Consider the following 25,693-nt stretch of genomic DNA (forward strand, 5'->3'; position numbering starts at 1 on the left):
ACCGTGCAGACGGCGATGTGAGCTGAACTAGCAGGATCCTCCCAGTTTTTGTCCAGGAAGCTATGGCACGGTAGTGGTGAATGTTTATTAAGGTGTCAATATCCCATTGCCACCAGATACGTCATGACTACGAAAGGTATGCGCGGATGTTCTCGCCCCGCCGCCTGGCAGCGACCGCCGCAATCCTCGGAGTTCTGGCCGTCGCCGTGCTCGTGCTGCTCGTCCTCACCGATCTGCTCACGCTCGGCGCCGCCGCCGCTACGGGGGCGTTCGCCGTCACGCTGGCCGGGCTCGCCGTGCTCGTGCTGACCGTACGACGCCTCGACGGCAAGGCCCAGCGCATCGACCTGCGAGCCAAGAAGCACGAGGCCGAGCTGGCCAAGACCGCCACCGCGCTCAAGCGCATCGAGACGCGGCTGGACCGCCTGACCGAGGCCATCGAGCAGTCGGCCACGCGGCGCGAGGAGGACCTCGGCGCGATCCTGGCCTCGCTGGGCGAGGACCGGGTCAACGCCATGACGCGGGCGCGAGAGGTGGAGGAGCTGCGCGAGGAAGTCCGCGCGCTGGCCAAGGGCCCGGTATGACGCGGATCAGGCACAACGACTGGGGCACGCTGGATCCGCCGGCCATCGGCGCCTGGCAGCCCGCGCTGACCGTCTCCGTGGTGATCCCCGCCTACAACTGCGCCGCGGCACTCGCCCAGACCGTGGCCGCGCTGGCGGAGCAGACCTATCCGGCCCGATTGGTCGAGGTCGTCGTCGCCGACGACGGCAGCGAGCCCCCCATCGACCTGCCCGGCGTCCGGGTCGTCCGGGTGAGCGAGGGCTGGGGGCGCGGCACGGCCAGGGAGACCGGCCGGCTCGCCGCCACCGGAGACGTGATCCACTGGCTCGACGCGGACATGGTCCTGGCTCCGGACCACCTGGAAGCGCACATGCGCTGGCACCACCTCATCGACCACGCCGTCGTGATCGGCGACACCCGGTTCGTGGCGGCGCTGGGCGAGGAGGGCACCAGGACCGAGTACACCCGCGCGACCCTGGAGTCCACCAGGATGCTCAAGGACGCGGGTTCGAGCGCGTACCTGCTGCACACCGGTGCCTCCTCCTCCGTCCGCGCCGACCTGCTGCGCGACGCGGGCGGCGTCGACCGGACCCTGAACATGGCCGAGGACACCGAGCTGGGCTACCGGCTGGCGCAGGCCGGAGCGGTGTTCATCCCCGACGAGCAGGCGCGCGCCTGGCATGTCGGACAGTCCACCGTGATGCGCCGCGAGAAGGACGTACACCGGCACAACTGGTCATTCCTCGGCGATCTGATCCCCGATCTGCGCTGGCTGCGCGGCCATCCGCGACGCCGCTGGCTCGTGCCGTACGTCCAGGTCGTCGTGGCGGCGACCGGTTACGAGGAGACGCGCGCCGGCGTGGACTCCGCGCTCGCGGGCACGATCGCCGACACGGCCGTGGCGATCATCGGCCCCTGGGACAAACTGACGGACGAGCGCCGCGACAGCCTCGACGACCCGCTGCTCGACCTGCGCCTCATCCACAACCTCTACCGGAACGAGCCGCGCGTCACGTTCGTGACGGCCGCCCCCGACTCGGCCGCGCCCTCCCCCTTCCTGCTCACGCTCCCGTCCGGCTGGGTGCTGGGCGCCGACACGTTGTCCCGGCTCGTACGGCTGGCGGAACAGGACACGCTGGGACTCGTCTGCGCCGCGCTCGCCGAGGCCGAGACCGGGGTCGTGACCGCGAGGCTGGAGCGCACCGCGGCCTTCTCCCGCGCGGCCCTGTTCCACGGGGGGACCGACGACCTGGTGGACGAGATGTTCGGGTCGGTGTGGGTGAGCGGGGCCGAGTACGGCTTCGCCACGGAGGACCAGGCCGAGCCGCTGGCCGGAGACCCCGCCAAGTGGCGGGCGCTGGCCGGCAAGCGGCAGAACGAGGTGAAGGAGCTGCGCGCCGAGATCGACCGGCTGACGGCCGAGGTGGACCGGCTGTCGGCCGATCCCGCCCCCGACACCGCCGCCACCGGACCGCTGACCTCGCTCATCAGGCACCTGCGGAGCGCCGGATGATCCGCGAACTGCTGGCCGAGATGCCCAAGGCGCGCATCTTCCTGGCCGGGGTCGAGCACGACGTCACCGCCGTGGACCTGGACCGGGACCTGCTGGAGCCGTCGGCGGACACGGAACGGGTGCACGAGGTGCTCGTCCTCGCCCGCACCCCCGCCGACCTGCGCCGGGCCGCCACGCTGCACAAGCTGCTGCCGAAGGCCCGGCGGGTGGTCGTGGCCGTGCTCGACACGCCCGCCTCCCATCCGGCTCCCGTGCCCACCCCGACGCCCGCGCACCGCTGGCGCTCGCTCACCGATCTGCGGGTCTACCAGCCGAAGGACCGGGTGTGGGTGGTGGACGCGCGGTTCTCCGCGCCCACGCCCGCCGGCCGTACGGTGACCGCGACGGCTCGGGCGTTCGCCGGGCACCGGCTCGACGTCATCACGGCGCCCGCGGCGGCGATCGCGGGCGTCGGCGCGGCGGCCTGGCGTCCCGGGGATCCGAACGCGACGCCCGCCGAGGTGACCGGGCCGGTGCCGGAACGGGTCGGCGCCCCGGGCAGCGACGTCGTGCTCCGCACGGTCGACGCTTCCGAAACACTGGCCACTTCACTCGCCGCTTCGAGAGCACTCACCGCCTCCAGCACGCTCGCCGCCTCCGGAACAGCTTCCGGAACGGCTTCCGGATCAGCTTCCGAGTCCGGGGAGGGCTCGGACGACACGGCCGTGCCCGGCTGGTCCGGGTCGCAGAAGCCGATCGAGCGGCCGACCGCACGGTCCGCGAGCTGGGAGCGGCTCGGCCGTCCCGGCGGCGCCGGGCTGTCCCTGGCCGACCCCGACGTGCTCGGTCAGCCGTCCATGATCCCGCCGGTCGACGAGCGGCTGGTGAACCCGCAGGGCTTCGTCACCACCCCGTCCCGCGGCCTGGCGTCCCTGGTGGAGCGCGACGGCCGCTGGTCGGTCGTGCTCGACGGGAAGTTGGTGACGGCGTTCGCCGAGTCGGGCGGCGTCACGGACGCCGACGTGGGCAGGCTCAGGCAGCTGCGCGGCGTGGAGATCGACTGGCACCACGCCCACAGCGGCCCCCTCGCCGCAGTCCGCGTGCTCACGGGCCTGGCCGCGGCCGGCGTGCCGCTGATCGCGGACACGGTGCCGCGCTGGGCGGGCGCACTCGGCGACGAGCTCGCCCGGCTGCTGATGTCCGATCCCGACCTCTCCGACGAGCTCCGCCGCGAGGAGCACAGCATCCGGCTCCGCCGCGAGGCGCTGCGCACCCACGGCGTCGCGGCCCGCTGGGAGCAGCTCGGCGCCCCCGCCCCCGCTCCCCCGCTGACCTCCGTACTGCTGGCCACCCGGCGCACCGACATGGTCGGGTTCGCGCTCGACCAGGTAGCCCGGCAGCGCGACGCCCAGCTCGAAGTGATCCTCGCCCTGCACGGCGTGCCCCAGGGCCATCCGGACGTGGCCGCGGCCGTCGCCGCCTTCGACGGCCCGCTGACCATCCTGGAGGCCGACCACCAGGCGGTGTTCGGCCAGGTGCTCAACGACGCGGCGGCGCGGGCCTCGGGCTCGTTCCTGCTGAAGATGGACGACGACGACTGGTACGGCCCCGACTTCCTGGCCGACCTGCTGCTCGCGCACTCCTACTCGGGCGCCCAGGTGGTGGGCACCGTGCCGGAATTCGTCTACCTGACGTCGATCGACGTCACCGTGCACCGCAAGCAGATCACCGAGCAGATCACCAGCTTCATCGCGGGCGGCACGATCCTGGTGGAGCGCTCGGCGTTCCAGGCGGTGGGCGGTTTCCGGCCGCTGCGCCGCTCGGTCGACACCCAGTTCCAGGAGGCGCTGCAGGCGGCCGGCGGGCAGATCTACCGTACGCACGGGCTCGGCTACATCCTGCGCCGCGGCCCCGCCGCCAACCACACCTGGCAGGAGCCGATCGGCACGTTCCTGCAGCGCAACAGGAACCAGTGGCGCGGCTTCCACCCCAGCTCCCTCATGGAACTGCAGTGACTCCTTCTCCGGCCCCTCGCATCCGCCGCAACGACTACGGGGTGCTCACCCCGCCCCTCCTCGGCCAGTGGACACCCGAGCTGACCGTCACCGTCGTCATCCCGGCCCACGACCGCCAGGAGACCCTCGACCTCACCCTGGCCGCGCTGTCGGCGCAGAGCTATCCGGCCGAGCTCATAGACGTCATCGTCGTGGACGACGGCAGCGCGGTGCCGGTGCGCCTGCCCGACCTCGTCCCGGCGCGTACCCGCCTCATCACCAGCCCGCCAGGCGGCTGGGGCCGGGCCTGGGCCGTCCAGACCGGCGTCGACGCCGCCACCGGCGAGATCGTCTTCGTGCTGGACGCCGACATGGTGCCCCATCGCCACCACGTCGAGGCCCAGCTCCGCTGGCACCACCTGGCCCCGTACCTGGTCGTGCTGGGCTGGATAGACTTCACCGCCGGCGAGGTGCTGCCCACCCCCGGCGAGGTCCGCCAGGCGCTGGAGGACGGGCACGAGGACAAGCTGTTCCCCCTCTCCCCGCACCGCCACGACTGGGCCGAGAAGATCATTCTCGACCACGACGGCCTGCGCACCGCCCCGAGCTCCCTGGCCACCCGCATCCACGTCGGCGCCACCGTCTCCTACCCCGCCTCGCTGCTGCGCTCGATCGGCGGGCTGGACACCTCCCTGGTGCTGGCGGAGGACACGGAGCTCGGCTACCGGCTCACGCAGGCGGGCGCCGTGTACGTACCGGACCCGGACTCGCGCGCGTGGCACATCGGGCTGCCGACGGCCATGCGTGATTTCCTGTCGTTGAAGCGGTACAACGACCCTTACGTGGCGGACCGCGTACCGTACCGGCGCTATCTGCGCACGGACCCGGGCCGGCAGTGGCTCGTCCCGTACGTGGACGCCATCGTCCCGGCGGCGGGCTACGAGGACGTCCGCGCGACGGTCGACGCCCTGCTGGCCGGCTCGATGCCGGACGTCGCGATCACCATCACCGGCCCCTGGTCCGCGCTGGGCGACGGCCGCCGCTCCCCGCTCCGCGACCCCGACCTGGACCTCCGCCTCATCCACGCCACCTTCGAACACGACCCCCGGGTACGGCTGGCCTCGGACCCTTCTGGCGTCGTGTCACCGTTCCGCCTCCTCATGCCGCCCGGCTGGGTCCCGGCTCGCGACACCCTTGAACGCCTGGTCGACCACCTGGAAGAGCACGACGGCGGCGCCCTCTGCGTCGCCCTCGACGAAACCGACCAGGGCGTCACCGTGGCCAGACTCGAACGCACCGCCGCCCTCTCCCGCGCCGCCCTGGTGGCCCGCCCCGGCGAGCACCTGGACACAGTCCTGGACGAGGTCTTCGGCCTGGAATGGGTGGACGGCGACACCTGGGGCTTCACCCGCCGCCCCCCGATCTACCCGCCGCGCCGCCGCCCCGTCCCCGAACTGGACCGCGTCACGGCCCAGTACGAGAAGGAGCTCACCCGCCTGCGCAAGCGCACCACCCTCATGCAGACCGAACTCGCCCAGCTCCGCAGGGAGGCGGGCAAGGGCCGCAGGGACGCGGAACGGTGGCGCGAGAAGGCCGAGTCGTGGCGCCGCGAGGCGGTCCGCCTGTCCCGCGCCCGGGACCGCACGGTACTCAAACGCGCCGTCCAACGAGTCCGCAACCTGGCCTTTCCCGACAGCTAACTCCAAACTGCAAGGCCTTCTCTGATGGGGACGCTTCGCGCCTCGGGAGCTCAGACTGCGTCCAGTGGGGGCGCGGCCCCCACACCCCGCCCAACTGCATCGCCTTCGCCATGGGGGGCGCTTCGCGCCTTCGGAGCTCAGACTGTGTCTATTGGGGCTGCGCCCCAAACCCCGTCGAGGGGCTGCCGCCCCTCGAGCTCCCCGCCCCGTGGGCCGGAGCGGATGGACAGCGAAGTAACCGATGTCCGATTCCTGCGCGACCTCAGGCCCCTTAGCTCGGGCAAGCGGGTTAACAAGGGCACGTGGATGCTGATGGCGGTCGCATGACGCCTTCTACGGAAAGCCGCGCTTCACGTTCGACGGCGATCCATACCTGTGGGCGTCGGCGAAATTTGACGCGACGGATCGAGCGGGCTGCTACTTCCCAGCCTCGATCTTTTTCTTTCGTTTGTGGCGAAGCCCCTTCAGGACCAGCGATTGCTCACGGTGACCTCGTGCTGCGTCAAGTCTGACACCGCTACGTTCTAGCAGCTCCACGATGGTGAGAACTGAGTCTTGGAGCTGTCGTGTCTGCTCTCCTGAGAGCACTGCCGCAGGCGGGGCGGCAGGCGCCGATGCCGCTGCTTCCAATCCAACCTTGCGCAACCACGCGCTCAGTTTCATCAGAACCTCCCGTGGATACCCCGGCGTTCACGCCGGGGAGGAAACGGGAACGTGAAGGCCCCCAAGGGCCTGAGCGTGCCCTGAGGTTCACCGTTCAATGGCGTTCTCCTGTCTGGTGGTGTAGCTGTAGCCGTCGGCTCTTTGGAGCAGGCGGATGTGTTTGTGGTTGATGCCTTGGCGGGTGCCGGTCGCGGCGGTGAGGTTGAAGGAGCCTGTGGCGCGGACGGCGACACGTCCGGTGTGGACTCCGGTGTGCTTGCCTTTGGCGAGGGTGGCGCGTACGAGGTCGCCGGTGGCGAACCCGTGGACGTGCTTGATACGAGGTAGTCGCAGGCGGGGGAACCCGTACCGGTCGGTGCGGGTGCGGCAGTAGCTGCCGCGGCCGGTGGCCTTGACCACCAGGACGCGGCCCGGCCACCCGGTCACCTGCCCGAGCTCGCCGACGTGCAGGGCGTCCAGAGTGTGGGACTTCGGCGCGTTCGTGCGGGAACGGTTCCACTTGGTACGCCCGCCCGAACTGGTGGCCACGGGCAGAGTCGTCGCGGTGAGCGCCCGCCACAGCGCCCAGCGGGTGGCGTTGACCGCCGCAGCGTCCCGCAGCGGGGCCTTGGCCTGTCTGAGGACACGCACCAGCAGCGCGGGCTTGCTGTGCAGGAACGCTTCGACGGGCGTGCTGTTCTTCGCCTCGTTGCACGGCCGGCACGCCAACGCCAGATTGGAGATCCGGTCGGAGCCGCCGCGCGCTTTGGGGTGGATGTGCTCGACCTGCAACGGCGTACCCGCCGCACCGCAGTACACGCAGGTCCGGCCCCATTTCTCCAGCAGGTATTGGCGGATTTCGTATCCGGCCAGCGTCCCCTGCTGGTACTCGATGCCCTTCAGCGGCTTGCCCGCCGACATGGCGTGGGTGTCGAAGGCGACGCGCTCGACGTGGATGGCGCGTACGGGTGCCCAGCGCCTCAGCCGGGTCACCCATGACATGGTGGTGTCCACGCGGTGCCGTAGGGATGGCGCGAGCCAGCTCTTGGGTGTGGTGCGGTTGAGGAATCGAGGAGCGCGGTAGCGCAGCTTGCGTGACCTCCTGCCGCGCCGGTAGTTCGAGCGGGCGGTGAGCTTGTCGCCGATCGCCGTGCCCCGGTGGTCGAGTTGGATGCTGTACTTCCCGGTACGGCTGCTGCCGCGTTCGGTGAAGACGGCGATGCCGGTGTGCTGGGAGCCGGGGTCGAGGCCGACCTCAACCCCGTGGACCGTGGAGTCGGCCGCCGTACGGTCGATCAGGCGGATGACGAACGGGGTGTGCCGGACCACCACCGCCCGACCCGCCTTGAGGAGTTGCCGGGCGCGGCAGGGCCGGCAGGGCTGCAACGGTTTCCCGTCGCGATCGAGCACGAAAACGTGTGCGTCTGTCACGAAAATGTGTAGGTGGTCTGTAAGGACCCTTGCGCCCTTCCCGGACTGCTCCGGGTCGGGGTGACGCCCGCCGCTTGGTGCGGTGCGGCGGGTCTCCCCTCGCCCAGCTTCCACACCGGGTGCGCGGCCTGCCGCGCGTCCGTGAGCCGTTTCGTGCCCACCCTCGGGCGTGTCTGCTCCCACGGATTCCAGAGCAGCGAACTGAGGAAGCATTCGCTGGTGGGTCTGCGGTCCTGCGTGAAAGGTAGCCATCTGGATCACACCTCCAACGATGATGACTAGGGCTGGTCAACGCGGGGCTTCAAAGCACCTGGCGGCACCTCAAGCCCCCTCCTTCAGGAGGGGGTCGTTGACAGAACCATTGGGCACGCTCGGCCTCATCCATCTCAGCGATCTTCCGCGCAGCTGGATCGTTCTTCCTCGTAACGAGCCCTTCTTTTACTGCGCGCTCCTGGCGGGAGTGCGCCTCTTGGGCCACCGCCCCGCCGGACGCTTTGCCGTTGGTGCGGACACCAATGGGGGCGGGGACCGAGCGCCAGCCAGGCAGCCGACTGTGACAGAAAATTACCTCACTATTACTATCTGTGGCAATCGATCAGTCAGAGAAATCCAACAACAGTTCTAACGGTAATCACCGGCTCGCATAGCGAGCGCCGACAACAGTGCACACCCGGGGCCAGCCCACCCACCTGCCCGCTACTCGTGCCGCCTCCGGCAACCGGGCGACCCCGCGCGATGAAGCGGAGCGGCTACGCCACCTCAGCCAGCTCCAACAGATCCTCAACTCATCCTCAACAACCCGCCTCTAACCTCAGCCGCAGACACGAGTCACGTGAAGGGGACTGCGAAATGATGCGCATCGTCGGGAAGGCCGTCGCAATGCTCAGCGGGACCGGCCTGTCGCTCGTCCTGTTAACCTGCGCCGCACACGCCACCGCTGTTCCGGGGCATCGCGTCAAGGCAAGTTGCACGATGAGTGATGGCCAGAAGGCGGACTTCGAGCTGAAGTACAGGACGTCCGGCGGGTATCACCGCGTCTCCGACATCATCTACCGATGGAACTCCGAGGCGCCGATCCGCCTGAAGACCGCACAACTTCGCCTGATGGTCGAACGACGCGGCAAGGACAAGAAGGTCTTCGGGGAGGTCCTCCATGAGAAGGACACCTCCAGTAGCGCCTCCTACGACATCGTCGTCGACGTCAAGGTCCCGACCAAGAGGAAGCTCTATCTCGTCGTCGACTCCACGTTCGTGAAGAAGGGTAAGACCATGCGCTGCGCGGGGCACACCGCCGGCGTTTGACGCGCTCCCCGGTTGAATCGGGGAGCGGTACAGCCGACGGGCTGCGGTGGGGTCCCGGCGGCCAGACGCGCCTCCCACAGGCGAACGGGGACCGCGACTTGTTGGTGACGCAGACGGGTCACCGCCGAGTCGGTGGGCGTCAGAAGGTAATTCCGAGGTGTCTTCCCACAACTTCACGATCGCTGGATACTTACCGCCCAGACCTCGGCGAACTCCAAGAACCGTTCCAGCGCGGCTGCCTCGGTCGGAGTGGTTGTCCCCGATCGCGCGGGGGGGTGATCTCCACCGGCCCAATGTCGGTGATGACGGTTTGGGACCGGCTGCCGTCACCACGCACAGGCAGCAACCTGCCCCTCGAACTCCCCGCCCCTTTGACCGGAGTGGATGGCCAGGAAGTAACCGAAGTCCGATTTCTGCCCAGCCTCTGGCCCCTGAACAGGCGCTTCGCATTGCTGCCGTGTCATGGGATGTTGATGGCGGTCACATGACACCTTTTACGGAGAGCCGGACTTCACGTTCGACGGCTCTGCGCGCGCCACCCGGCTGATCCGCCTGCTAGGAGACGAACACGCTGCTGGGCAGGTCTACCGGTGGCTGAGCGGACGATACGGTGTCGGCTGATCGTTTCGCCTGATGCTCCGCTGGCGATCATTGGCCGAGGATGGCCTGGCTGTAAGTCGGCAAGCTATGCTTGTGGGGCCTATGTGGGTTGTCGATGATGAGGGGAGTGCCATGAGCGTGGTCCTGTTGCCAGGCGACGTCTTGCGTGTTCCTACCGTCGACACATTGCCCAACGGGGCCAAAGTGCATGGCACTCGCGATCTGCAACCGGGCGACCCGGGTTACGAGATGTGGCTGCCGTGGGCGGAACCCGAGAAGGCGCAGTGGGGAGAAGACGCCGACGACGCAGCGATTCTCGCGCGTTGGCGCGACGCGGCCACCGCTTAACCAGCTACGTGCAGGCTGGCTGACCCAGCGGCTCCGCTCACAACGGGGATTCCACTCGCCTCGTCCTTACGAAGGTCAGCCGCCGCAGGCGGGATGAGACGATCTCACCTGCCTGGCTCGCCGGGAAGATCGTTCGGGCGCATCAGCAGTGGTATATAGGGGTGATGACCGAGCCGGACGCTGAAATGGTTCAGCCTGCCATGCTCAAACGTCCAGTGGATCCAGCCCGTTACGGGGGTGTGGTCCGGCCGGACAAAACCGTGCGGTGGGCGGCGGACGCGCTCGAACAGGTCAGGCAGCTGCGTGGACGATCCCCGGATACATGGCCCACGCCCACCGCCTTGCCCGAGTCGCTGGACCGACTCGCCCAGTGGCTGACCGAGCTGGGATGGGACGATCTCTCCTGCCTGGCTCGCCGGGAAGAACTGGCGGTCTATCGGGCATTGTCCGCCGTCCAACCGAACCTGTTCACTGACCAGATCGTCCACGCCTTGGCCGCGTTACGGCGCGGCCTCATGGAGTGCCAGCGGCATGAGGAAGCACTCGAGGTGGTCGAGGAGCTCCTGCGGCTGTCGGAAGCCGGCCGATTCGCACAGAAAGAGGCCCCTGATGCGCGCTACTGGCGGACGCTGCTCCTCGCCAGGCTCGGCCGCGACCAGGAGGCGGTGGAGTCCGCAGCCGAGGCGGTGACCGAGACCCGCGGACGGCTACAGCACGCGGGGGCCACATCGGCGAGCTTCGAGCTCATCCACGCGCTGACGGCCTATGCGGATCGCCTGGACAAGGTCGGCCGCGTCGCCGAAGCCGCCGAGGTGAGCGCCGAGGTCATGACGGCTTGGTGGCGACAGGCCGACTCGACGGTTCAGTTCCTCCAGACGCTGGACCAGTACAGCGAACGACTTGTCCGGAGCGGGCAGGCCGAACAGGCGCGCGCGTGCATCGTCGAGGCGATGGGAAAGATGCGACGCCGTAAGCGTGACACTTACCAGGCAACGGCCTGGCACAACCTCGGCGTCCGCCTGCTCGCGCTGGGGGCGCCGGAAGCAGCGCTGACCGCCGGAGAGGAGGCGGTGCAACTCTTCCGCGACAGGACGCGCGCTCATCAGAAGCGGCACCGGGAGCTGGAGGCGGAGGACGACTGGGACGACGATCACCGCTACTCCGAGGCGTACCTGCTCAAGCGGCGACGTGAGGAGCTGAAGTCCTCGCGGAAGGTGGTCCGTCGAGCCGAGCAGGACCTGCACGACGCCCTGCTCGCCCTGAGTGCCTGCCTGCGGCAGCTCGACCGCATCGACGAGGCGGCGTCGGCCGACGCCGAAGCCGCCGCCGCACTCCCCGGCTAGGGCCAGGTCGATGCCGGTCCCCGCCTCCGGCAGCCCTGCCGGAGGCGGCGAGGTCGCATCACGCGACGGCGGTCCCCTCAAGCTCGATCATCAGGGTGGGGATCGCCAGCCGTGTCACCCCGAGCATCGTGGTGGACGGCGCCACCCCGGCGGCGCCCAACCGCGACGCCAGCACGCCGTAGTGCTGGAAGAGCAGATCGACGTCGGTGGTGTAGACGTTGAGCCGGACGAGGTTCGCGAGGGACATGCCGGCCTCGCCGAGCACGGCCTCCAGGTTGTCGAGGGTCAGCGCCAACTGCGCCGCCATGTCACCGTCATGCTGGGGCTTGCCGTCACCGCTCATCGCGGTCTGCCCGGAGCAGTACAGGGTCCGGGTGTGCCCGGAGACGATCTCACCCTGGTTGTAGCCCATCTCCACCGACCATGCCCACGGGTTGATCACCGCTCGCTCCATTGCCATATCAGCTCCATTCGATTCGTCGACATTTCGGTTCGTCGACATCACGTGCGTCGATCGGCTCGGTAGCCGCTCGCGCTTGATGAGCCTGCCAACAAATCACGACATCCTGTGTCGTATATTTCGCTAAAGTTCTTGTATGCGCGCTGACCGGTTGGTCTCGCTGGTGCTACTCCTGCGCCGGCATGGTCGGCTGTCCGCGGCCGCGCTGGCCCGCGAGCTGGAGGTGTCCACCCGCACCGTGCTGCGCGACATCGAGGCGCTGTCCGCGGCCGGTGTCCCGGTCTACGCCGAACGCGGCCGGCACGGCGGTTTCGCGTTGTTGCCCGGTTTCCGTACCGAGCTCACCGGACTGAACCCCGACGAGGCCCTTGCCCTGCTGGTCGCCGGATCGCGGCGCGGCGCACAGGCGTTCGGCCTCGGCTCGGCGCTCGCTTCGGCGATGCTCAAGGTGGTCGACGCGCTGCCCGAAAGCTATCGGGACACCGCGGCCGGCGCGGCCGAGCGCTTGCTCATCGACCCGGAGACCGACCTGCTCTCGCGTCGGCTGGCCGCTGAGGAGGTGCCTGACGCCATAGCGGCCGAGGTCCTGCGCGCGGTGTTCGCCGGACACAAGCTGCGGATCCACTACGCGGCCATGGACCAGGCCCCGGAGTGGCGCACGGTGGACCCGATCGGCCTGGTGACCATACGCGACCGGGGCTATTTGCTGGCCACGAGGTCTGGCGCGGACCGTACGTACCGGCTGTCCCGGATCTTGGCCGCCGAGGAACTCGCCGAACCCGCACAGCGACCAGACCGGGTCGACCTGGACCGGGCCTGGCAAGAACGCAGCACCCGGTTTCGGGCCGGCGGGGACCAGGTCACCGTGCTGGTACGGATGAACCCGGCACGGCGGGAGGAGTTGCTGGGCACCGCGCTGGCCGTCCGCGCCGAAGAGGCCGACCCAGACGGCTGGCTGCGGCTGGAGGTGACCTTCCAAGACGCGAGACATGCCGAATGGGCGCTGTGGCAGCTCAGCACGGGCGCGGAAGCCCTGGCCCCGCAGTGGTTGCGCACCTCCCTGCGCAACCGCGCCACCACGATCGCCACCCGCTACGAAGGCTCCTCCTGATCATCCCGCCCGTGCCCGCCGGGGTCGCGCTCAATAGGGTGATCACATGCTTGATGAGGTGACCTTATTCCGGGCCTGTGCGACCGGTCAGGTCCTTCGCGCGAAGGACGGCGAGGAGTTCGTCGTCCAGAGCCGTCTGCTGCGTGAGCTGTGCCGGCGGGGCAGCGCGGACATCGACCCGCGCGGGTTGGCCATCCAGGGGGCGAGGATCGCCGGCGACCTCGACCTGAGCGGCATGCAGGTGCCCTATCCGCTGCGCTTCGTGAACTGTGTGTTCGACCGTCCGCTCGCCCTGGACGGCGCCGAGTTGCACCTGCTGGTGCTGGACGGTTGCACGGTACCCGGGATTCTCGGCAACGGGCTGCGCGTACGCCGTGACCTGGATCTGTCCAGGTCACGGATCAGCGGCGGCCTGTGGACCTCGGCCAGCACCTCCTGCAGCGCGGCGGTGTGGCTGTGCGAGTCGGAGATCGGCGGCCGCCTGATCTGCCTGGACACCGTCATAGACGCCGACATGCGGGCCGTACAGGCCGACCGGATGCGGGTCGGCGGCACGATCCGGTTGCTGCACGGCTTCGAGGCGCGCGGCGGGATGCGACTCCTCGGCGTCGAGCTCGCGGGCTCGCTGGACCTGACCGGTGCCCGGCTGACTCGGCCGGACCGCGGACTGGCCCTGGACCTGGGCGACGCCCAGATCGGCGGCAGCGTCTTCCTCATCGACGACCAGACGGGCCGCCGCCCGCTGATCGACGGCCGCCTCACCATGAGCAACGCCAGGGTCGCCGGGAAGTTCCTCATCCGCAACGCCGACTTCAGACCCCGCGAAACGATCACAGGTGCGGGCTACTCCAGCCGGCGCGACGGCGGGACCGCGATCAGCGCGCCGGGCCTGTTCGTGGGCGGAGATCTCAGCGTCGAAGGCGAATGCCGGATCGGCGGTGGCGTGGATCTGTCCATGGGGTCCTTCAGCACCATCCAGATCCGCAAGGGGTGCGAGTTCGCCGTCGCCGGCGGGCGCGCCCTCGACCTGACGAACGCCGAGCTGCGGTCCAGTCTCGTCTTCGAAGAGGGAGTGGCGGTCCAGGGCATGCTGAAGCTGTCCGGGGCCCATATCAAGGGATCCCTCATCCTCCGGGGAACCCGGTGGGGCGGGCCAGAGAACGGCTCGCTCATCTCAGCGGGGGGCGTGATCGTCGACAGCGCGGTGGACCTGCGGGACGTGGAGACCACGGGTGGCAGGCTGCTGTTCCGCTCGGCGACGGTCGGCGGCATCGTGGACGCCCACCGCGCCCGCCTCCACAACCCCGGTGGCGAGGCGCTCTCGCTCCAGCGGGTGGCGGTCAGAGGGTCGATACAGCTCACCGGCGGATTCATCGCCGACGGCCGCGTGTCGCTGAACCGGTGCGTCGTGGAAGGGCGGCTCGACTGCGCGGACGGCACCTTCACCAACGGGATCGAGGCGGTGTCGGCCACGGTCCGCGGCGGCATGCACCTGCGTTGGAAGGACGTCCCGAAGTCGGTGGACCTGACGGGTGCGGTCACCACCGTGCTCGCCGACGACCCGGCCAGGTGGCCGCGGCGTTCGGCGATCGCCGGATTCGTGTACGACCGGTTCGACGGCCCCTGGGACTGGCGGACGCGTCGCGACTGGCTGCGCGCCATGGTCCCGTTCGACGCGGGACCGTACGAGCAGGCGGCCCGGGTGTTCCGCCAGCACGGCCACCCTGCTGAAGCCGAGCGCCTGCTCATCGAGCAGCGCAAGCGGGCCAGGCAGGAGCAGCCACCAGGCGGCCGCTCGCCGCGCCGCCGGCTTCGCGACCTGCGGGATCTTCTGTACGGGGTCACGGTCGGCTACGGCTACCGTCCGGGCCGTACCTTGTGGCTGCTGGGCGCCCTGCTCGCCCTGGTCGGTGTCATGATGCTGACTCCCGCGGTCCAGCAGACGCTACGCGCCACCGACCCTCGCGGCAACGTGTACGCGGTCGACGGCCGCCTGGTCACCGTGAACGGGACGTCGGCGGCGACGGACGGCACCGCGACACGGGCCCGGCTCGCCGCACGGCCCGGGCCGTGCGGCGACGGCCAGGTGCGCTGCTTCGACCCCGTGTTCTACACGGTGGACACCGTCATCCCGCTTCTCTCGCTGGGCCAGCGCGCCACCTGGTACGCCGAGACGCGCAGCTCAGCGGGCACTCTTACTTCTACGCTCCTGAATCTGGCCAGCATGCTGGGCTGGCTCCTGTCGACGGTCGTCGTCCTGTCCTTCGCCCGGCTCGCCCGACCGGCGTAACTCCCTGACCCGTTGGCCCCTGGAACGGCCCTTTTCGTGGCCCCATGCCGCGCCGGTTCTATTACCGTCACGCGCTCCACTTCCCCGGGCGCTGGTAGATGCGCCCGTCTGGACCCAGAACGGCTTCAGGGAGCAGGGAGGCTTGAAGGTGCTTCTCAGGTATCGCAAACGAGAGCACCTGTCCCGAGAAGTCGTGCTTCGGACCGACGCGGCCGGGTGGGCAGGCGATCATCACCGGCCGGGCAGGAGCCAGCCGAAGCGAAGCCTCGACCGCAGGACGAAAGTCGGTGTCAGTCGACATGAGCAACGACATATCACCGTAAGCGGATGCCGCATCCATGGTCATGGCCACTGCCAGCGCCACGTCTGTCAGCTTTTCTTCGTAGGTATGGAACGTCTGCACGGGATGACATGCGCACGTCCATCGAGAACCGCAGTCTCTGCACCGAGCCGTCTTCTTTTTGAAGTGGCCGCGGATGATCTCCACCTTCGCGTGGTACGCAGCCAGGGCAGCCAGGTAGGTCTCCTGTCTCAGCGCCGCGTCAGGCTCACCCTTGACGATCGCAGTGAAGTACCGGACCTTGAGGACTACGTCATGCTGGCGGATCTGCCGTACCAGCTCGACGAGATCAAGCCACAAGTACGCACGCCCGTACTTGCTCTTCAGCCCGTGATACAGGTTGAAGCCGTCGATGTACGCGACCACATTCACCAGCAGACACCTCCAACGTTGGCCAGCCTCGCCGATGGTAGCTACGATGGAGGTACACGAAGTTGGTTACGGCCAACTGGGCGGCCCCGCAAGGGGCCGCATTTTTATGCCATGCCCCGAGTCGCCGGGGTAGTCGAGGCCAGGCCCGGCCCGTGCGGTGCTGGAGATCAGTTGATCAGCGCTCCAGGACCACCAAGGGGATCTCTCGCCCGGCCTTGCTCTGGTAATCGTCATAGAGCGGAAAGACCGACGCCATGATCCGCCACAACGACGACCTCTCGGCACCGGTGACAGTGCGGGCTCGGGCGGTGAACACATCCGCGAGCACCTGCACCGTCACCTCGGGATCGGCGACCAGGTTGAGATACCACGCCGGATGGCTGTCCGACCCGCCGTTGGACGCCACCAGCAGGTAACGGTCACCGTCCCGGCCGTAGATCAAGGCCGTGCGGCGCAGTTTGCCGGACTTCCGGCCGCGCGTGCTGAGCAGCAGCGTCGGCCATTCCTGGTACATGTGGCCGTCCCGGCCGTCCGTCTCCACGTATCGGCGGATGTGGTCGGCCACCCAGTCGGTCGGGCTGTCGAGCACTTCTTCGCTGTTCTCCGTCATGGCGGACAGGCTCCTCCATGAACTGGGGTTTAAGTCAAGCGCCCCGCAACCATCTGGTCGGACCGGTAGTCCAACCGGACATGGGAAGCACGTTGCTCGACGGGGATCCGCAGCGCCTCGGCGAATATTGGCTGGCCGCGCGGATCGGGGCGGGCGGGCAGGGCGTCGTCTACGAGGCCTACGATCCGGCGGGGGCCAGGGTCGCGGTCAAGGTGCTTCACGGCGACCCGGCCAACCAGGACGAGCTGCGCGGTCGCATGGCCAAGGAGGCGGTCGCGACGCAGCGGGTGGCCTCGTTCTGTACGGCCAGGGTGCTCGGCGTCCATCTCGATGGGTCCAGGCCGTACATCGTCAGCGAGTACGTCGAAGGCCCGAGCCTGCGGAAGGCCGGGCGGGTGTTCCGGGGCGACGACCTGCACCGGCTGGCCACGGCCATCGCCACCGCGCTGACCGCCATCCATGACGCGGGCGTCGTTCACCGTGACCTCAAACCCGACAACGTGCTGCTCGGCCCCGACGGCCCCCGGGTGATCGACTTCGGGGTGGCCCGCACGCTGGAGATGTCGCTCACCGCCTCGGGAGTGGTGGCGGGCACGCCCAATTACATGGCGCCGGAGGTGTTCTCGGGCCAGCGGGCGGGGACGGCCGCGGACGTGTTCGCCTGGGGCGCGGTCATCCTGTACGCCGCCACCGGCGAGGATCCGTTCACCGCGGAGGCCCTGGGCGCGGTCATGCACCGCGTACTCTCCCACGAACCCGACCTGTCCGCGCTGCCCGACTCACTGCGTCCCCTGGTGCGCGCGGCGCTGGCCAAGGAACCGGCCGGCCGCCCCACCGCGCGCGAACTGCTGCTCAGCCTGGTCAACGGCGACGGCATCCTCGACACCTCGCGGCTGCTGGCCCTGGGCGCCGGCGACGGCCGGCCGGTCGGGATCGCCACCGACGGCGAGCGGGTCGGGGCCGCCGCCGACGACCCCGCGCTCGGCGTCATCGCCGAGGACGCCTACGCCGCGCTCTCCCCCGCCGACAAGGAGCTGGTCCCCGAGCTGTTCCTGCGGCTGGTCACAGTGACGGCCAAGGATGAGCTGGCGCTGCGCGAACTACGCAGGTCCGAGCTCCCCGACGACATCGAGCGGGTGCTGGACGCGTTCACGTACCTGGTCTCGAAAGGCGATCCGGTACGGCTGCTGCGTCCGGCCCTCCCCCTGGCCTGGCCCCGGCTGCGCACCTGGATCGCCACGAACCGGGACGGCCTGGTCATGCACCGCCAGATCTGGACGGCCGCCGAACGCTGGCAGGAGCACGGACGCCGGGACGCCGACCTGTTCCACGGCAGCTCGCTGGACGACGCGCTGCGCTGGGCAGCGGCGGAACGCCGGAACATCACGCTCACTCCCAGCGAGCGGGACTTCCTGGCGGCCGCCTCCGCGCTCACCAGGCGCCGATCCCGCAGAACCAGGTTCCTGTCCATCGGTCTGGCCGTGCTCCTGGTGCTGGCCCTGGTGGCGGGCGGTCTGGCCGTACGGCAGAGCGTCACACTCGCCGAGCAGCGCGACACGGCGGAGTCCGCGCGGCTGGCCGGACTCGCCGACACCACAAGAGGCATGGACCCTGTGCTGGGCATGCTGCTCAGCGCCACGGCCGCGCGCCTGTCCCCCACGGCCGAGGCCCGGGCGAGCCTGTTCGCCTCGGTCGCCGACCAGGGCGGCGCCGCCTTTCGCGACCCGGACACCGGCCCCGATGTGGTCCGTGCCCTCACTGCCGACGGCCGGTCGCTGATCAGTGTCAGCCCCGACGGGGTCAAGGTGTGGGATGTGTCGTCCGGCAGGCGGGCAGGCGGCTTCACCGGGCTCGGCCCGGTCGCCACGCCCCTGCGCAAGGCCGCGGTCAGCGAGGACGGGCGGCTGCTGGCCGTCGGCGACAGCAAGAGCGTCAGGCTCTGGGATCTGGCCAGCGGCAAGCGGACGGGCCCGCGCGTACTCGCCTCCGACATGGGCGACCTGGAGCTCAGTTTCAGCGGCGGCCTCCTGATCATCGACTGGGGGCAGGGGAAGACCGTCTACAACCCGCGTACCGGAAAGACGACCATGCTGCCCGCGATCGCCAGGGCCACGATCCACCCAGGCGGCGACTACGCCGTGGCCGGAGTCGAGCGCTGGGCACTCCCGTCAGGCAAGAAACAGCCCGGATTTCCCGGCGTCTGCACCGGCTGCATCCCCTTCTCGGCGTTCAGCCGCGACGGACGGCTACTCGCCGTCGGCGGCAACGACAACCTCACCGTCTTCGACGCCCGTTCTCACAAGGAGATCACCACGATCACGGAATGGGATAGCAACGCGATGCCGGTGTTCAGCCCGGACGGCAAGGTGCTCGCTGGGATCGGCTCGACCATCGGGCTCTACCGGCTGAACTCTGACGTCCCACTGATGTTCAAACGCAACATAGTGGACCCGGTGTCCGCGGTCGCCTTCGGTCCGACCGGGCTGCGGTACCTGAGCGAGGACACGGTCGTGACGCTCCAGCCGTACTTCGCCGGGGAAGACGCCCTGGACGAGGTACAGTTCAGCGCCGATGGCAAACTCCTCGCCACCCACGCGCTGGACTCCACCAAGATCACACTGAACGGCAAGGACTTCGAGGCAGGGCCGTTCGAGAGCTACGACGCCGACCTCACCTTCAGCCGGGACGGCCGGCTGCTGGCGATCAAACGCAGCGACGATGTCACCGTCTGGGACACCGCCACCCGGCGCAAGCTGGCGAAGGTCCCGAGCCCCGCCAATTCGGACAGCGTACTGCCGGCCCCGGCCGGGCTCTGGACGCCCGATGAGAAGACCTTCACGCTCTGGCAGGTCCCCGGCGGCCGGCGCCTCAAGCAGGTGACCAGGCCACGCCTGCTCGGCTGGACGATCGCCCCCGACGGACGCCTCATCGGCCTGGACGCGAGCCTGCTGCGCCTGGTCGACCTCGAGTCCGGCCGGCCGTTCGGCCCGAAACTCCTGTTCTCCGGTACGGCGGAGGAGGTCTGGTTCAGTGCCGACCTGAAGCTGGTCGCGGCGAACTTCGCCGGCAAGGTGGGCATATGGGACACGAGCACGGGCGCGCAGGTCGGCGATTGGCTGCGGGCCGGCCAGGCAGCGTGGACCGGCGCGTTCTCCGCCGACGACCGGCTGTTCGCGTTCGCGTCCCAGGAAAAGTCGCTGACCGTCTGGGACGTGCGGCTGGGCCGGCGGATCGGGCCCGAGATCCAGCTTCCGGACGACGCGCGATCGATCGCCTTCTCCGCAGACTCCGCCGAACTGCTGGCCATGGGCAGGGCGGGCCGTCTGACCCGGCTGCCCATGGCGATCGAGCCTCTGATGAAGGCGGTGTGCGCACGGGCCGGAAGATCATTGACCGAGGCCGAATGGACCCACTACCTGCCCGGCCAGCCGTTCAGGAGAGTCTGCTAAAAGTCGAATTCGCCGTTTCGCCAGCCCTTGCCGAAGGCGGCCCACACCGAACCGCTGACCACCCACGGCTCCAGGTCGGGACGCTCGGTGTCCCGCATCGCGACCCGCCCCCCGCTCAGCGGAGCGACCTCGATGCAGTTTCCGCCGTTGTCACCGGAGAAGGAGGACTTGCGCCACGCCGCAGTCCTCAGCTCATCTCTCAGTTCCATGCTGTCACCAATCTCTCTTTGATCACCTTGAGTGATACATGCTGTGGAAGCGCCTCCGCGCGTATCGCAGCGCCTCTTCTATCTGCTCGGGTGTCGTACCTGGCTTGCCGGTGAAAATGGCGCGCGCGTAATAGGTGGTTTGAAGCAGTCCGGGGACGATGAGCGGCTCCCAAATCCGCAAGGCCGTGGCCCCCTGCTCGACCTCCAGCCACGGCCGGAACCATTTGGGGCTCCGCGTCCGGCTTATGCTCGGCCAGCGGGCGATAAGTTCGCCGGACAGGCCCAGCGTCTCCTCGCAACGCTCGGTGAAGTCCTTGCTCGGGTTTCTGGCGGCCCGTTCGACGCTGCCGACGAGGCTCGGACTGTAACCGATCCGGTCCGCTAGTTGATCGATGGTCAGCCCTTTGTCGATGCGGAATCTCCGCAATTCATATCCGAACTGAGCCAGCGGTCCAGCGTCCGGGTTAAATTCGCCAACGCTCACCAAGCACCTCCGCCGTTCTGTCGCCACGAAACCACACAGGACGACACACACAACATATGCCCAATCTGCGCGGTGATCGCCCCGCTGATTGCTCACTTAAAGTAGCCGCTCGCTGGCACCGTGAGAGATGACTTTCGCGATACATCCGCGTGAATTGAGGCTGGTTCATACGCCAGAAAAGCGATCTTGTGTGCCGGGCGACCAACGTAATAAAGTGCCGGAATTGTCCAACGTCAATTCAGCGGACCACCCCGTGGTGTGGGTCGGCCTGAGGTGCTAGTCCCGTGAGGGGAGGGCCGGGCCGAAATTCGGATCGTGGGTGGATGGCGGCGGCGGCGCGTTCTTGAACACTGGGCCAGGCCAAATCCCCAAAGGAAGGTCTGTCCGTGTTCGAACGGCTCTCCGATCGCGCCACGTCGATCGTTTTCATCGTCCTGGCGCTCACGATCTCGCTGGGCACCGCCAACATCGCCGATGGGCTCGTCCTCGCCTTGTCGCCCCTGCTCGTCGTACTGGCGATGCTGCTCGTCGTCACGCGAGAGGGATACTCCAGAGACGGTTGGCGCCGGCTCGGCATGGGGCGGCTCGGCCTGCGAACCTGGCCGCTCACGATCGCCACCACCGCCGGTGTCTGCCTGCTCGCCACCGCGGGCGCCGTCGTGCTCGGCTTCGGCCGATTCACCGCACCGCACGGCGAGTGGGTGCAGTCAGTGATCGCCGTGTCCATCACCGGGCCGATCCTGGCGTTCGCCGAAGAGATCGGGTGGCGCGGCTACCTGCAGCCACGGCTCGCGTACCTGGGCGAGCGCTCGGCGATGTTCGTCGTCGGGCTGGTCTGGATCGCCTGGCACCTGCCGTACATCCTGTTCACCCCGTACTACCACACCGGCGGGAACCGCGCCCTGGTGCTCCTGCTGTTCAGTGGCTCGGTGATCGCGTTCTCGTTCCTCTTCGGGTACCTGCGCGTCATGTCCGGCAGCCTGTGGCCGGTGGTGCTGGCGCACTTCGCGCACAATGCCACCTTTGCCCTGTTGTTGGAGCACGTGGTGTCGACTGAGCAGCCCGTGGTGCTGCGCGAATACCTGGCCGGTGACACCGGGCTGTTCGTACTCGTCGGCACAGCGGCCTGCGCCCTCGCGATCGGGATCAGTCGGTCCGCCGCGAGTCTCCGGTCAGCCCATGCGTCTGCGCGAGGATGACCGCCTGCACACGATCGCGTAGTTCGAGCTTGCGCAGTACGGAGCCGAGATGCGTCTTGACGGTCGACTCCGCCAGCCGCAGCCGCGCGGCGATCTCCGCGTTGGTGAGTCCCAGGCCGACCGAGGCGAGGATCTCGCGTTCGCGGGAGGTGAGCCGCCCCAGCCTGGACGCGCCGGCGGGCGGACGCTCGGCGGGCGGGTGCTCGGCGGATGTGGTCGTCGGCGGCGCGAGGACGAACGAGTCGATCAAGCGACGTACGAGCCTCGGCGCGACCGGCGCCTCCCCGGCGGCGGCCGCCCGGATCGCCGTCAGCAGTTCGGCCGCGCCCGCGTCCTTGAGCAGGAAGCCGGCCGCTCCCGCTCGAAGAGCCGCGACGAGCAGCTCGTCGTCGTCGAAGGTCGTCAGCATGACGACCCGTGGCGGGTCGGGTGTGGCCAGCAGCCGCCGGGTGGTTTCCACGCCGTCGATGCCCGGCATGCGAATGTCCATCAAGACGACGTCCGCATGGTGCTCGGGCCGCCGCAGGGCGTCGAGGGCCGTCTGCCCGTCGGCGGCCGATCCGACGACCCGCAGGTCCGGGGTGGCGTCGAGGATCATCGCGAACCCGGTACGCACCAGCTCCTGATCGTCCACCAGGAAGACGCGGATGAGACGATCGGGACTCATCACGCGCCTTCCGCTCGACCCGCAGGCGACAGAACGGCTACGGGGATCGCGGCATCGACCACGAATCCGCCGTCACGGCGTGGGCCTGCCTCCAGCACTCCGCCCAGGGCGCGCAACCGCTCCCGCATCCCGTCGAGGCCATAGCCGGAACGTTCGGAAGCGTGGCCCGTGATCGGGTCGGCTGGCTCGGAAACGTGGTCCGTGATCGGGTCGGCTGGCTCGGAAACGTGGTCCGTGATCGGGTCGGCACGACGAGCACCGACACCTACACCGTCGTCCTCGACCCGAACCATGATCCCCTCCTGCGTCCTCGCGACGATCACGTGCGCCGTGGCGTGCGGGCCGGCGTGCTTCAACACGTTCGTCAGTGACTCCCGGACGACCCGGAGTACGGCAAACCGTATCGCGGTGGGCACATCGTCGAACACGGCCGGATCGGCCTCGACGTCCACAGCGAGTCCCGCCGCCCGTACCGACTCCACGAGCTGCGGCAACTCGGCCCCACTCAGCTCGCCCGCCCCGTCACCGTCGAGGTCGGGGTCGGCGTCGCGGAGTACCTCGATGACGCCACGCACCTCGGTGAGGGCCGACCGCGCGGTACGCCCGATCGTCGCGAAGACCCTTCCCGCGTCCGCGCGATCCCAGGGCCGCGCGTGCTCGGCGGCATACTCGGCGCCGTCAGCCTGCACGATCACGACGGTGAGGGAGTGGGCAAGGATGTCGTGAATCTCCCGTGCCGCGCCAACACGTTTCCGCTGCGCGACGTACCGCTCGCGCTGCAACCGGCTCTCCTCGAGCCGGGCACTCGCCTCACGCAGGGCGCGCATGTTGGCCTGACGACCGCGGACGAGATTGCCAATGACCCAGATCAGTACAAACAGGATCCCCAGGAACACAGCGTTCTTGAGCACGTTCGTCAGGTATTCAGGCGGGACGCTCCACCGGAAGCCGGCGAGCACGCTCCCGACGAGCGCGGCACCGAGGGCGAGCAGGCGGATCGGCAGGGACGCGACGTGCGCGGCGACGGTATAGACGACGATCGCCTGCGCGACGTTGGCCGGCAACGGAATCGGCACCACCGCCAGCTGAACGGCGAAGGCCGCCGCCGACCAGGCGAGGACCGCGGTCGGGAAGCGCCGCCGTACGGCGAGAGGGAGGATGGCGGCGGTGCCGACGAGAAAGGCGGGCAGCCCCGCGAGAGCACTCGACAGGCCGAGAACCAGCCACATCAAGCCGGCCAGTGCCAGATCCAGCATCCTGGGGTGCTCGCGTGACCATTGATCGATGCGAGCGGCGAGGAAAGTCCGCTGTTTCAAGGGTCCCTCGACCTTCCGTGACCATTCAGCCGAAACGGAAGCCCAGGATAGAGCGGACGATCCTCTCCAATTGCCCGGCGAACGACGCGGGGGCTGTGGGGGCTAGTACCTGACGCAGTCCTGCGTGGCCAGAACCAGGCTCAGGCTGGATACCTTGTTGTCCCTCGACACGTAGAACATGTAGAGCGCCTTCTTGTTGCCCGGCACGGTGGCGGTTGGATACCCACCCGGACCACGCCGCAGACCGGGGTAGGCGGCCTTCAGTTGCGCGTTGCTGGAGCCGAGTCCGATGCCCTGAGGCGTCTTCAGGCCGGGCGGTGCGATGATCATGGCGACACCGCGCTTCTTGGAGATGTACATCCCCACCGCGTACTCGCCGTTCGAGCTCTCCTTGAGGTCCCAGCCCGTGCATCTGGCGGAGTCCCCGACCGCTTTGTGGACGATCCGCCCGGTCGCCCTGGCCTTGGAGGCGGTCATGCCGAGCTTCAGGTTGCCGTACCCGTACGGACCCAGTGTCGCCTTCCGCGCGGCGAGCGCCGGGGACGCGACGCCAGCCGTCACGACGCCTCCCGCCAGCGCCACCACCAGCATTGAACGGCCGATCCGCCGGGCGATCGTCTGCTTCACCAGGTTCCTCCTTGATCTTTGACTTGATCACCTTAGTGATAGTTCGGATCGGTTGTTGACCATTTGCCGGATTAAGGGGCAGGCACACCGCCGCCGCGTGACAGGGTCTCGGCCATTGAGCGGCATCGGGCCCGCGACCGGTGAACGGCCACGGGCGGCCGATCAGTTCACCAGCACGATCTTTCCGCGCGCGTGGCGGCTTTCGCTCAGTTCGTGCGCGGCCGCGGCCTCGGCGAGCGGGAACACCGCCGCGACCGGCACCCGCAGCCGGCCCTCGGCGGCGAGCTTGACCGCGATCGCGAGGCCATGCACCGCCTGCGGGTCGGCGGGGGCTCCCACGGCCGTGCCCGTCTCCTCGGCCGGCGCTCCGTGCGACATGTGTACGCTGTGGGCCGCCGCGGTGAAGTCGGCGATCGTCACCACACGCGCCGTGTCACCGGCGATGGCGATGAGGTCTGGCAGCGCCCCTCCGGCGCAGTCGAACACCGCGTCCACCCCGGCCGGTGCCAGTGCGCGGACCCGTTCGACGAGCCCCGGCCCGTACGTGGTCGGCTCCGCGCCGAGGGAACGCAGGAAGTCGTGGTTGTGCTCGCTCGCCGTACCGATGACGGTGGCGCCGCGGGCGGCCGCGAGCTGGACAGCGACGGTGCCCACCGCACCGGCCGCGCCCTGTACGAGCACGGTGTGCCCGGCACCGACCGCGAGCCGGTCGAGCACCCGGGTGGCCGTCTCGACGCTGCCCGCGGCGCCGCCCGCTTCCTCCCAGCTCCACGCGGCCGGTTTGGGCGCCCAGGCGGCCAGGACCGCGAAGTCGGCATTGACGCCGCGCGCGATCGTGTCGGCCATGCCGAACACCTCGTCGCCGACGCTCACGCCCGTGACGCCGTCGCCGACCTCGTCCACCACGCCCGCGGCGTCGAATCCGGTCCGATACGGGAACGTCGTGGGCACCATGTCACGCAGCGCCCCGGAACGGATGTAGGTCTCCCCGGGCGAGACTCCAGAGGCCCGTACGGCGATGCGGATCTCGCCCGGCCCGGCGTGCGGCGCCTCCACCTCGGCGACGTGCACAACGCTGGGCGGGCCGTACTCAGTGAATTGAATCGCTCTCATGCGCCGAACGTAACGGAGCACCCCCTCCGT

The 25,693-nt window shown here is 69.1% G+C and carries 21 protein-coding genes; 11 read left to right on the forward strand and 10 right to left on the reverse strand.

The genetic code is table 11. The features are described 5' to 3' along the window. Positions 1 to 146: 146 nt before the first annotated feature. From ACQP2T_RS48885 to ACQP2T_RS48900, 4 genes are read left to right on the forward strand one after another with little or no spacing between them, the layout of a single operon-like run. The gene (locus ACQP2T_RS48885; RefSeq protein WP_433511638.1) at positions 147 to 584 is read left to right on the forward strand and encodes a hypothetical protein; all 438 of its coding nucleotides are present in this window, start codon (positions 147 to 149) and stop codon (positions 582 to 584) included. Then, positions 581 to 2,077: a glycosyltransferase gene (locus tag ACQP2T_RS48890; RefSeq protein WP_433511639.1), complete on the forward strand. Its 1,497-nt coding sequence runs from the start codon at positions 581 to 583 to the stop codon at positions 2,075 to 2,077. The genes ACQP2T_RS48885 and ACQP2T_RS48890 overlap by 4 nt, the downstream gene beginning before the upstream one ends. Continuing rightward, entirely contained in the window at positions 2,074 to 4,071 is a 1,998-nt protein-coding gene (locus ACQP2T_RS48895; protein WP_433511640.1) for a glycosyltransferase, read from the forward strand. The genes ACQP2T_RS48890 and ACQP2T_RS48895 overlap by 4 nt, the downstream gene beginning before the upstream one ends. After that, the gene (locus ACQP2T_RS48900; protein WP_433511641.1) at positions 4,068 to 5,750 is read left to right on the forward strand and encodes a glycosyltransferase; all 1,683 of its coding nucleotides are present in this window, start codon (positions 4,068 to 4,070) and stop codon (positions 5,748 to 5,750) included. Before ACQP2T_RS48895 ends, ACQP2T_RS48900 begins: the two co-directional genes overlap by 4 nt. Positions 5,751 to 6,500: 750 nt before the next feature. Here the strand turns inward: ACQP2T_RS48900 and iscB are convergent. Continuing rightward, the gene (gene iscB / locus ACQP2T_RS48905) at positions 6,501 to 7,823 is read right to left on the reverse strand and encodes an RNA-guided endonuclease IscB (protein WP_433511642.1); all 1,323 of its coding nucleotides are present in this window, start codon (positions 7,821 to 7,823) and stop codon (positions 6,501 to 6,503) included. A gap of 849 nt (positions 7,824 to 8,672) precedes the next feature. On the opposite strand from iscB, the gene ACQP2T_RS48910 reads away from it, so the two are divergent. The 3 genes from ACQP2T_RS48910 to ACQP2T_RS48920 all read left to right on the forward strand — a co-directional run bounded on the left by ACQP2T_RS48910 (position 8,673) and on the right by ACQP2T_RS48920 (position 11,416). Further along, complete coding sequence (locus ACQP2T_RS48910) at positions 8,673 to 9,125, forward strand: hypothetical protein (RefSeq protein WP_433511643.1); 453 nt, start codon at positions 8,673 to 8,675, stop codon at positions 9,123 to 9,125. A gap of 732 nt (positions 9,126 to 9,857) precedes the next feature. Continuing rightward, a complete protein-coding gene (locus tag ACQP2T_RS48915) occupies positions 9,858 to 10,073 on the forward strand; it encodes a hypothetical protein (protein WP_433511644.1) in 216 nt (71 codons plus the stop codon). Positions 10,074 to 10,273: 200 nt separating this feature from the next. Further along, complete coding sequence (locus tag ACQP2T_RS48920; RefSeq protein WP_433511645.1) at positions 10,274 to 11,416, forward strand: hypothetical protein; 1,143 nt, start codon at positions 10,274 to 10,276, stop codon at positions 11,414 to 11,416. A 58-nt stretch (positions 11,417 to 11,474) separates the two neighbouring features. On the opposite strand, the gene ACQP2T_RS48925 is transcribed toward ACQP2T_RS48920, so the two are convergent. Beyond that, entirely contained in the window at positions 11,475 to 11,870 is a 396-nt protein-coding gene (locus tag ACQP2T_RS48925; protein WP_433519933.1) for a RidA family protein, read from the reverse strand. Positions 11,871 to 12,012: 142 nt separating this feature from the next. Between ACQP2T_RS48925 and ACQP2T_RS48930 the strand changes: the two genes are divergently transcribed. Then, positions 12,013 to 12,987 carry a helix-turn-helix transcriptional regulator gene (locus ACQP2T_RS48930; protein ID WP_433511646.1) on the forward strand — a complete coding sequence of 325 codons (975 nt, stop codon included), beginning with the start codon at positions 12,013 to 12,015 and terminating at the stop codon, positions 12,985 to 12,987. A gap of 58 nt (positions 12,988 to 13,045) precedes the next feature. Then, the gene (locus ACQP2T_RS48935; RefSeq protein ID WP_433511647.1) at positions 13,046 to 15,277 is read left to right on the forward strand and encodes a hypothetical protein; all 2,232 of its coding nucleotides are present in this window, start codon (positions 13,046 to 13,048) and stop codon (positions 15,275 to 15,277) included. Positions 15,278 to 15,344: 67 nt separating this feature from the next. Here the strand turns inward: ACQP2T_RS48935 and ACQP2T_RS48940 are convergent, their stop codons facing one another. Beyond that, positions 15,345 to 15,989 (reverse strand): NYN domain-containing protein, encoded by a 645-nt coding sequence (locus tag ACQP2T_RS48940; RefSeq protein ID WP_433511648.1) that lies wholly within the window; start codon positions 15,987 to 15,989, stop codon positions 15,345 to 15,347. A 175-nt stretch (positions 15,990 to 16,164) separates the two neighbouring features. Continuing rightward, the gene (locus tag ACQP2T_RS48945; protein ID WP_433511649.1) at positions 16,165 to 16,599 is read right to left on the reverse strand and encodes a nitroreductase family deazaflavin-dependent oxidoreductase; all 435 of its coding nucleotides are present in this window, start codon (positions 16,597 to 16,599) and stop codon (positions 16,165 to 16,167) included. Between the two features lie 80 nt (positions 16,600 to 16,679). Between ACQP2T_RS48945 and ACQP2T_RS48950 the strand changes: the two genes are divergently transcribed. Further along, positions 16,680 to 20,048 carry a protein kinase domain-containing protein gene (locus ACQP2T_RS48950; protein ID WP_433511650.1) on the forward strand — a complete coding sequence of 1,123 codons (3,369 nt, stop codon included), beginning with the start codon at positions 16,680 to 16,682 and terminating at the stop codon, positions 20,046 to 20,048. On the opposite strand, the gene ACQP2T_RS48955 is transcribed toward ACQP2T_RS48950, so the two are convergent. Both ACQP2T_RS48955 and ACQP2T_RS48960 read right to left on the reverse strand, forming a co-directional pair. After that, positions 20,045 to 20,257, reverse strand: coding sequence for a DUF397 domain-containing protein (locus ACQP2T_RS48955; protein ID WP_433511651.1), 213 nt, complete (start codon positions 20,255 to 20,257; stop codon positions 20,045 to 20,047). The two genes, ACQP2T_RS48950 and ACQP2T_RS48955, sit on opposite strands and share 4 nt — an antisense overlap. Positions 20,258 to 20,279: 22 nt before the next feature. Beyond that, positions 20,280 to 20,741: a Scr1 family TA system antitoxin-like transcriptional regulator gene (locus tag ACQP2T_RS48960; protein ID WP_433511652.1), complete on the reverse strand. Its 462-nt coding sequence runs from the start codon at positions 20,739 to 20,741 to the stop codon at positions 20,280 to 20,282. A 386-nt stretch (positions 20,742 to 21,127) separates the two neighbouring features. Between ACQP2T_RS48960 and ACQP2T_RS48965 the strand changes: the two genes are divergently transcribed. Next, the gene (locus ACQP2T_RS48965) at positions 21,128 to 21,940 is read left to right on the forward strand and encodes a lysostaphin resistance A-like protein (RefSeq protein WP_433511653.1); all 813 of its coding nucleotides are present in this window, start codon (positions 21,128 to 21,130) and stop codon (positions 21,938 to 21,940) included. Here the strand turns inward: ACQP2T_RS48965 and ACQP2T_RS48970 are convergent. From ACQP2T_RS48970 to ACQP2T_RS48985, 4 genes are all read right to left on the reverse strand, one after another. Further along, entirely contained in the window at positions 21,888 to 22,607 is a 720-nt protein-coding gene (locus tag ACQP2T_RS48970) for a response regulator (protein WP_433511654.1), read from the reverse strand. The genes ACQP2T_RS48965 and ACQP2T_RS48970 overlap by 53 nt on opposite strands. Next, positions 22,607 to 23,923 carry a sensor histidine kinase gene (locus ACQP2T_RS48975; RefSeq protein ID WP_433511655.1) on the reverse strand — a complete coding sequence of 439 codons (1,317 nt, stop codon included), beginning with the start codon at positions 23,921 to 23,923 and terminating at the stop codon, positions 22,607 to 22,609. The genes ACQP2T_RS48970 and ACQP2T_RS48975 overlap by 1 nt, the downstream gene beginning before the upstream one ends. Before the next feature lie 102 nt (positions 23,924 to 24,025). Further along, complete coding sequence (locus tag ACQP2T_RS48980; protein ID WP_433511656.1) at positions 24,026 to 24,550, reverse strand: hypothetical protein; 525 nt, start codon at positions 24,548 to 24,550, stop codon at positions 24,026 to 24,028. 162 nt (positions 24,551 to 24,712) lie between these two features. Further along, positions 24,713 to 25,663: an NADP-dependent oxidoreductase gene (locus ACQP2T_RS48985; protein ID WP_433511657.1), complete on the reverse strand. Its 951-nt coding sequence runs from the start codon at positions 25,661 to 25,663 to the stop codon at positions 24,713 to 24,715. Positions 25,664 to 25,693 lie beyond the last annotated feature (30 nt).

This window comes from Nonomuraea sp. CA-143628 (genome assembly GCF_050942315.1).
Lineage (GTDB): Bacteria > Actinomycetota > Actinomycetes > Streptosporangiales > Streptosporangiaceae > Nonomuraea.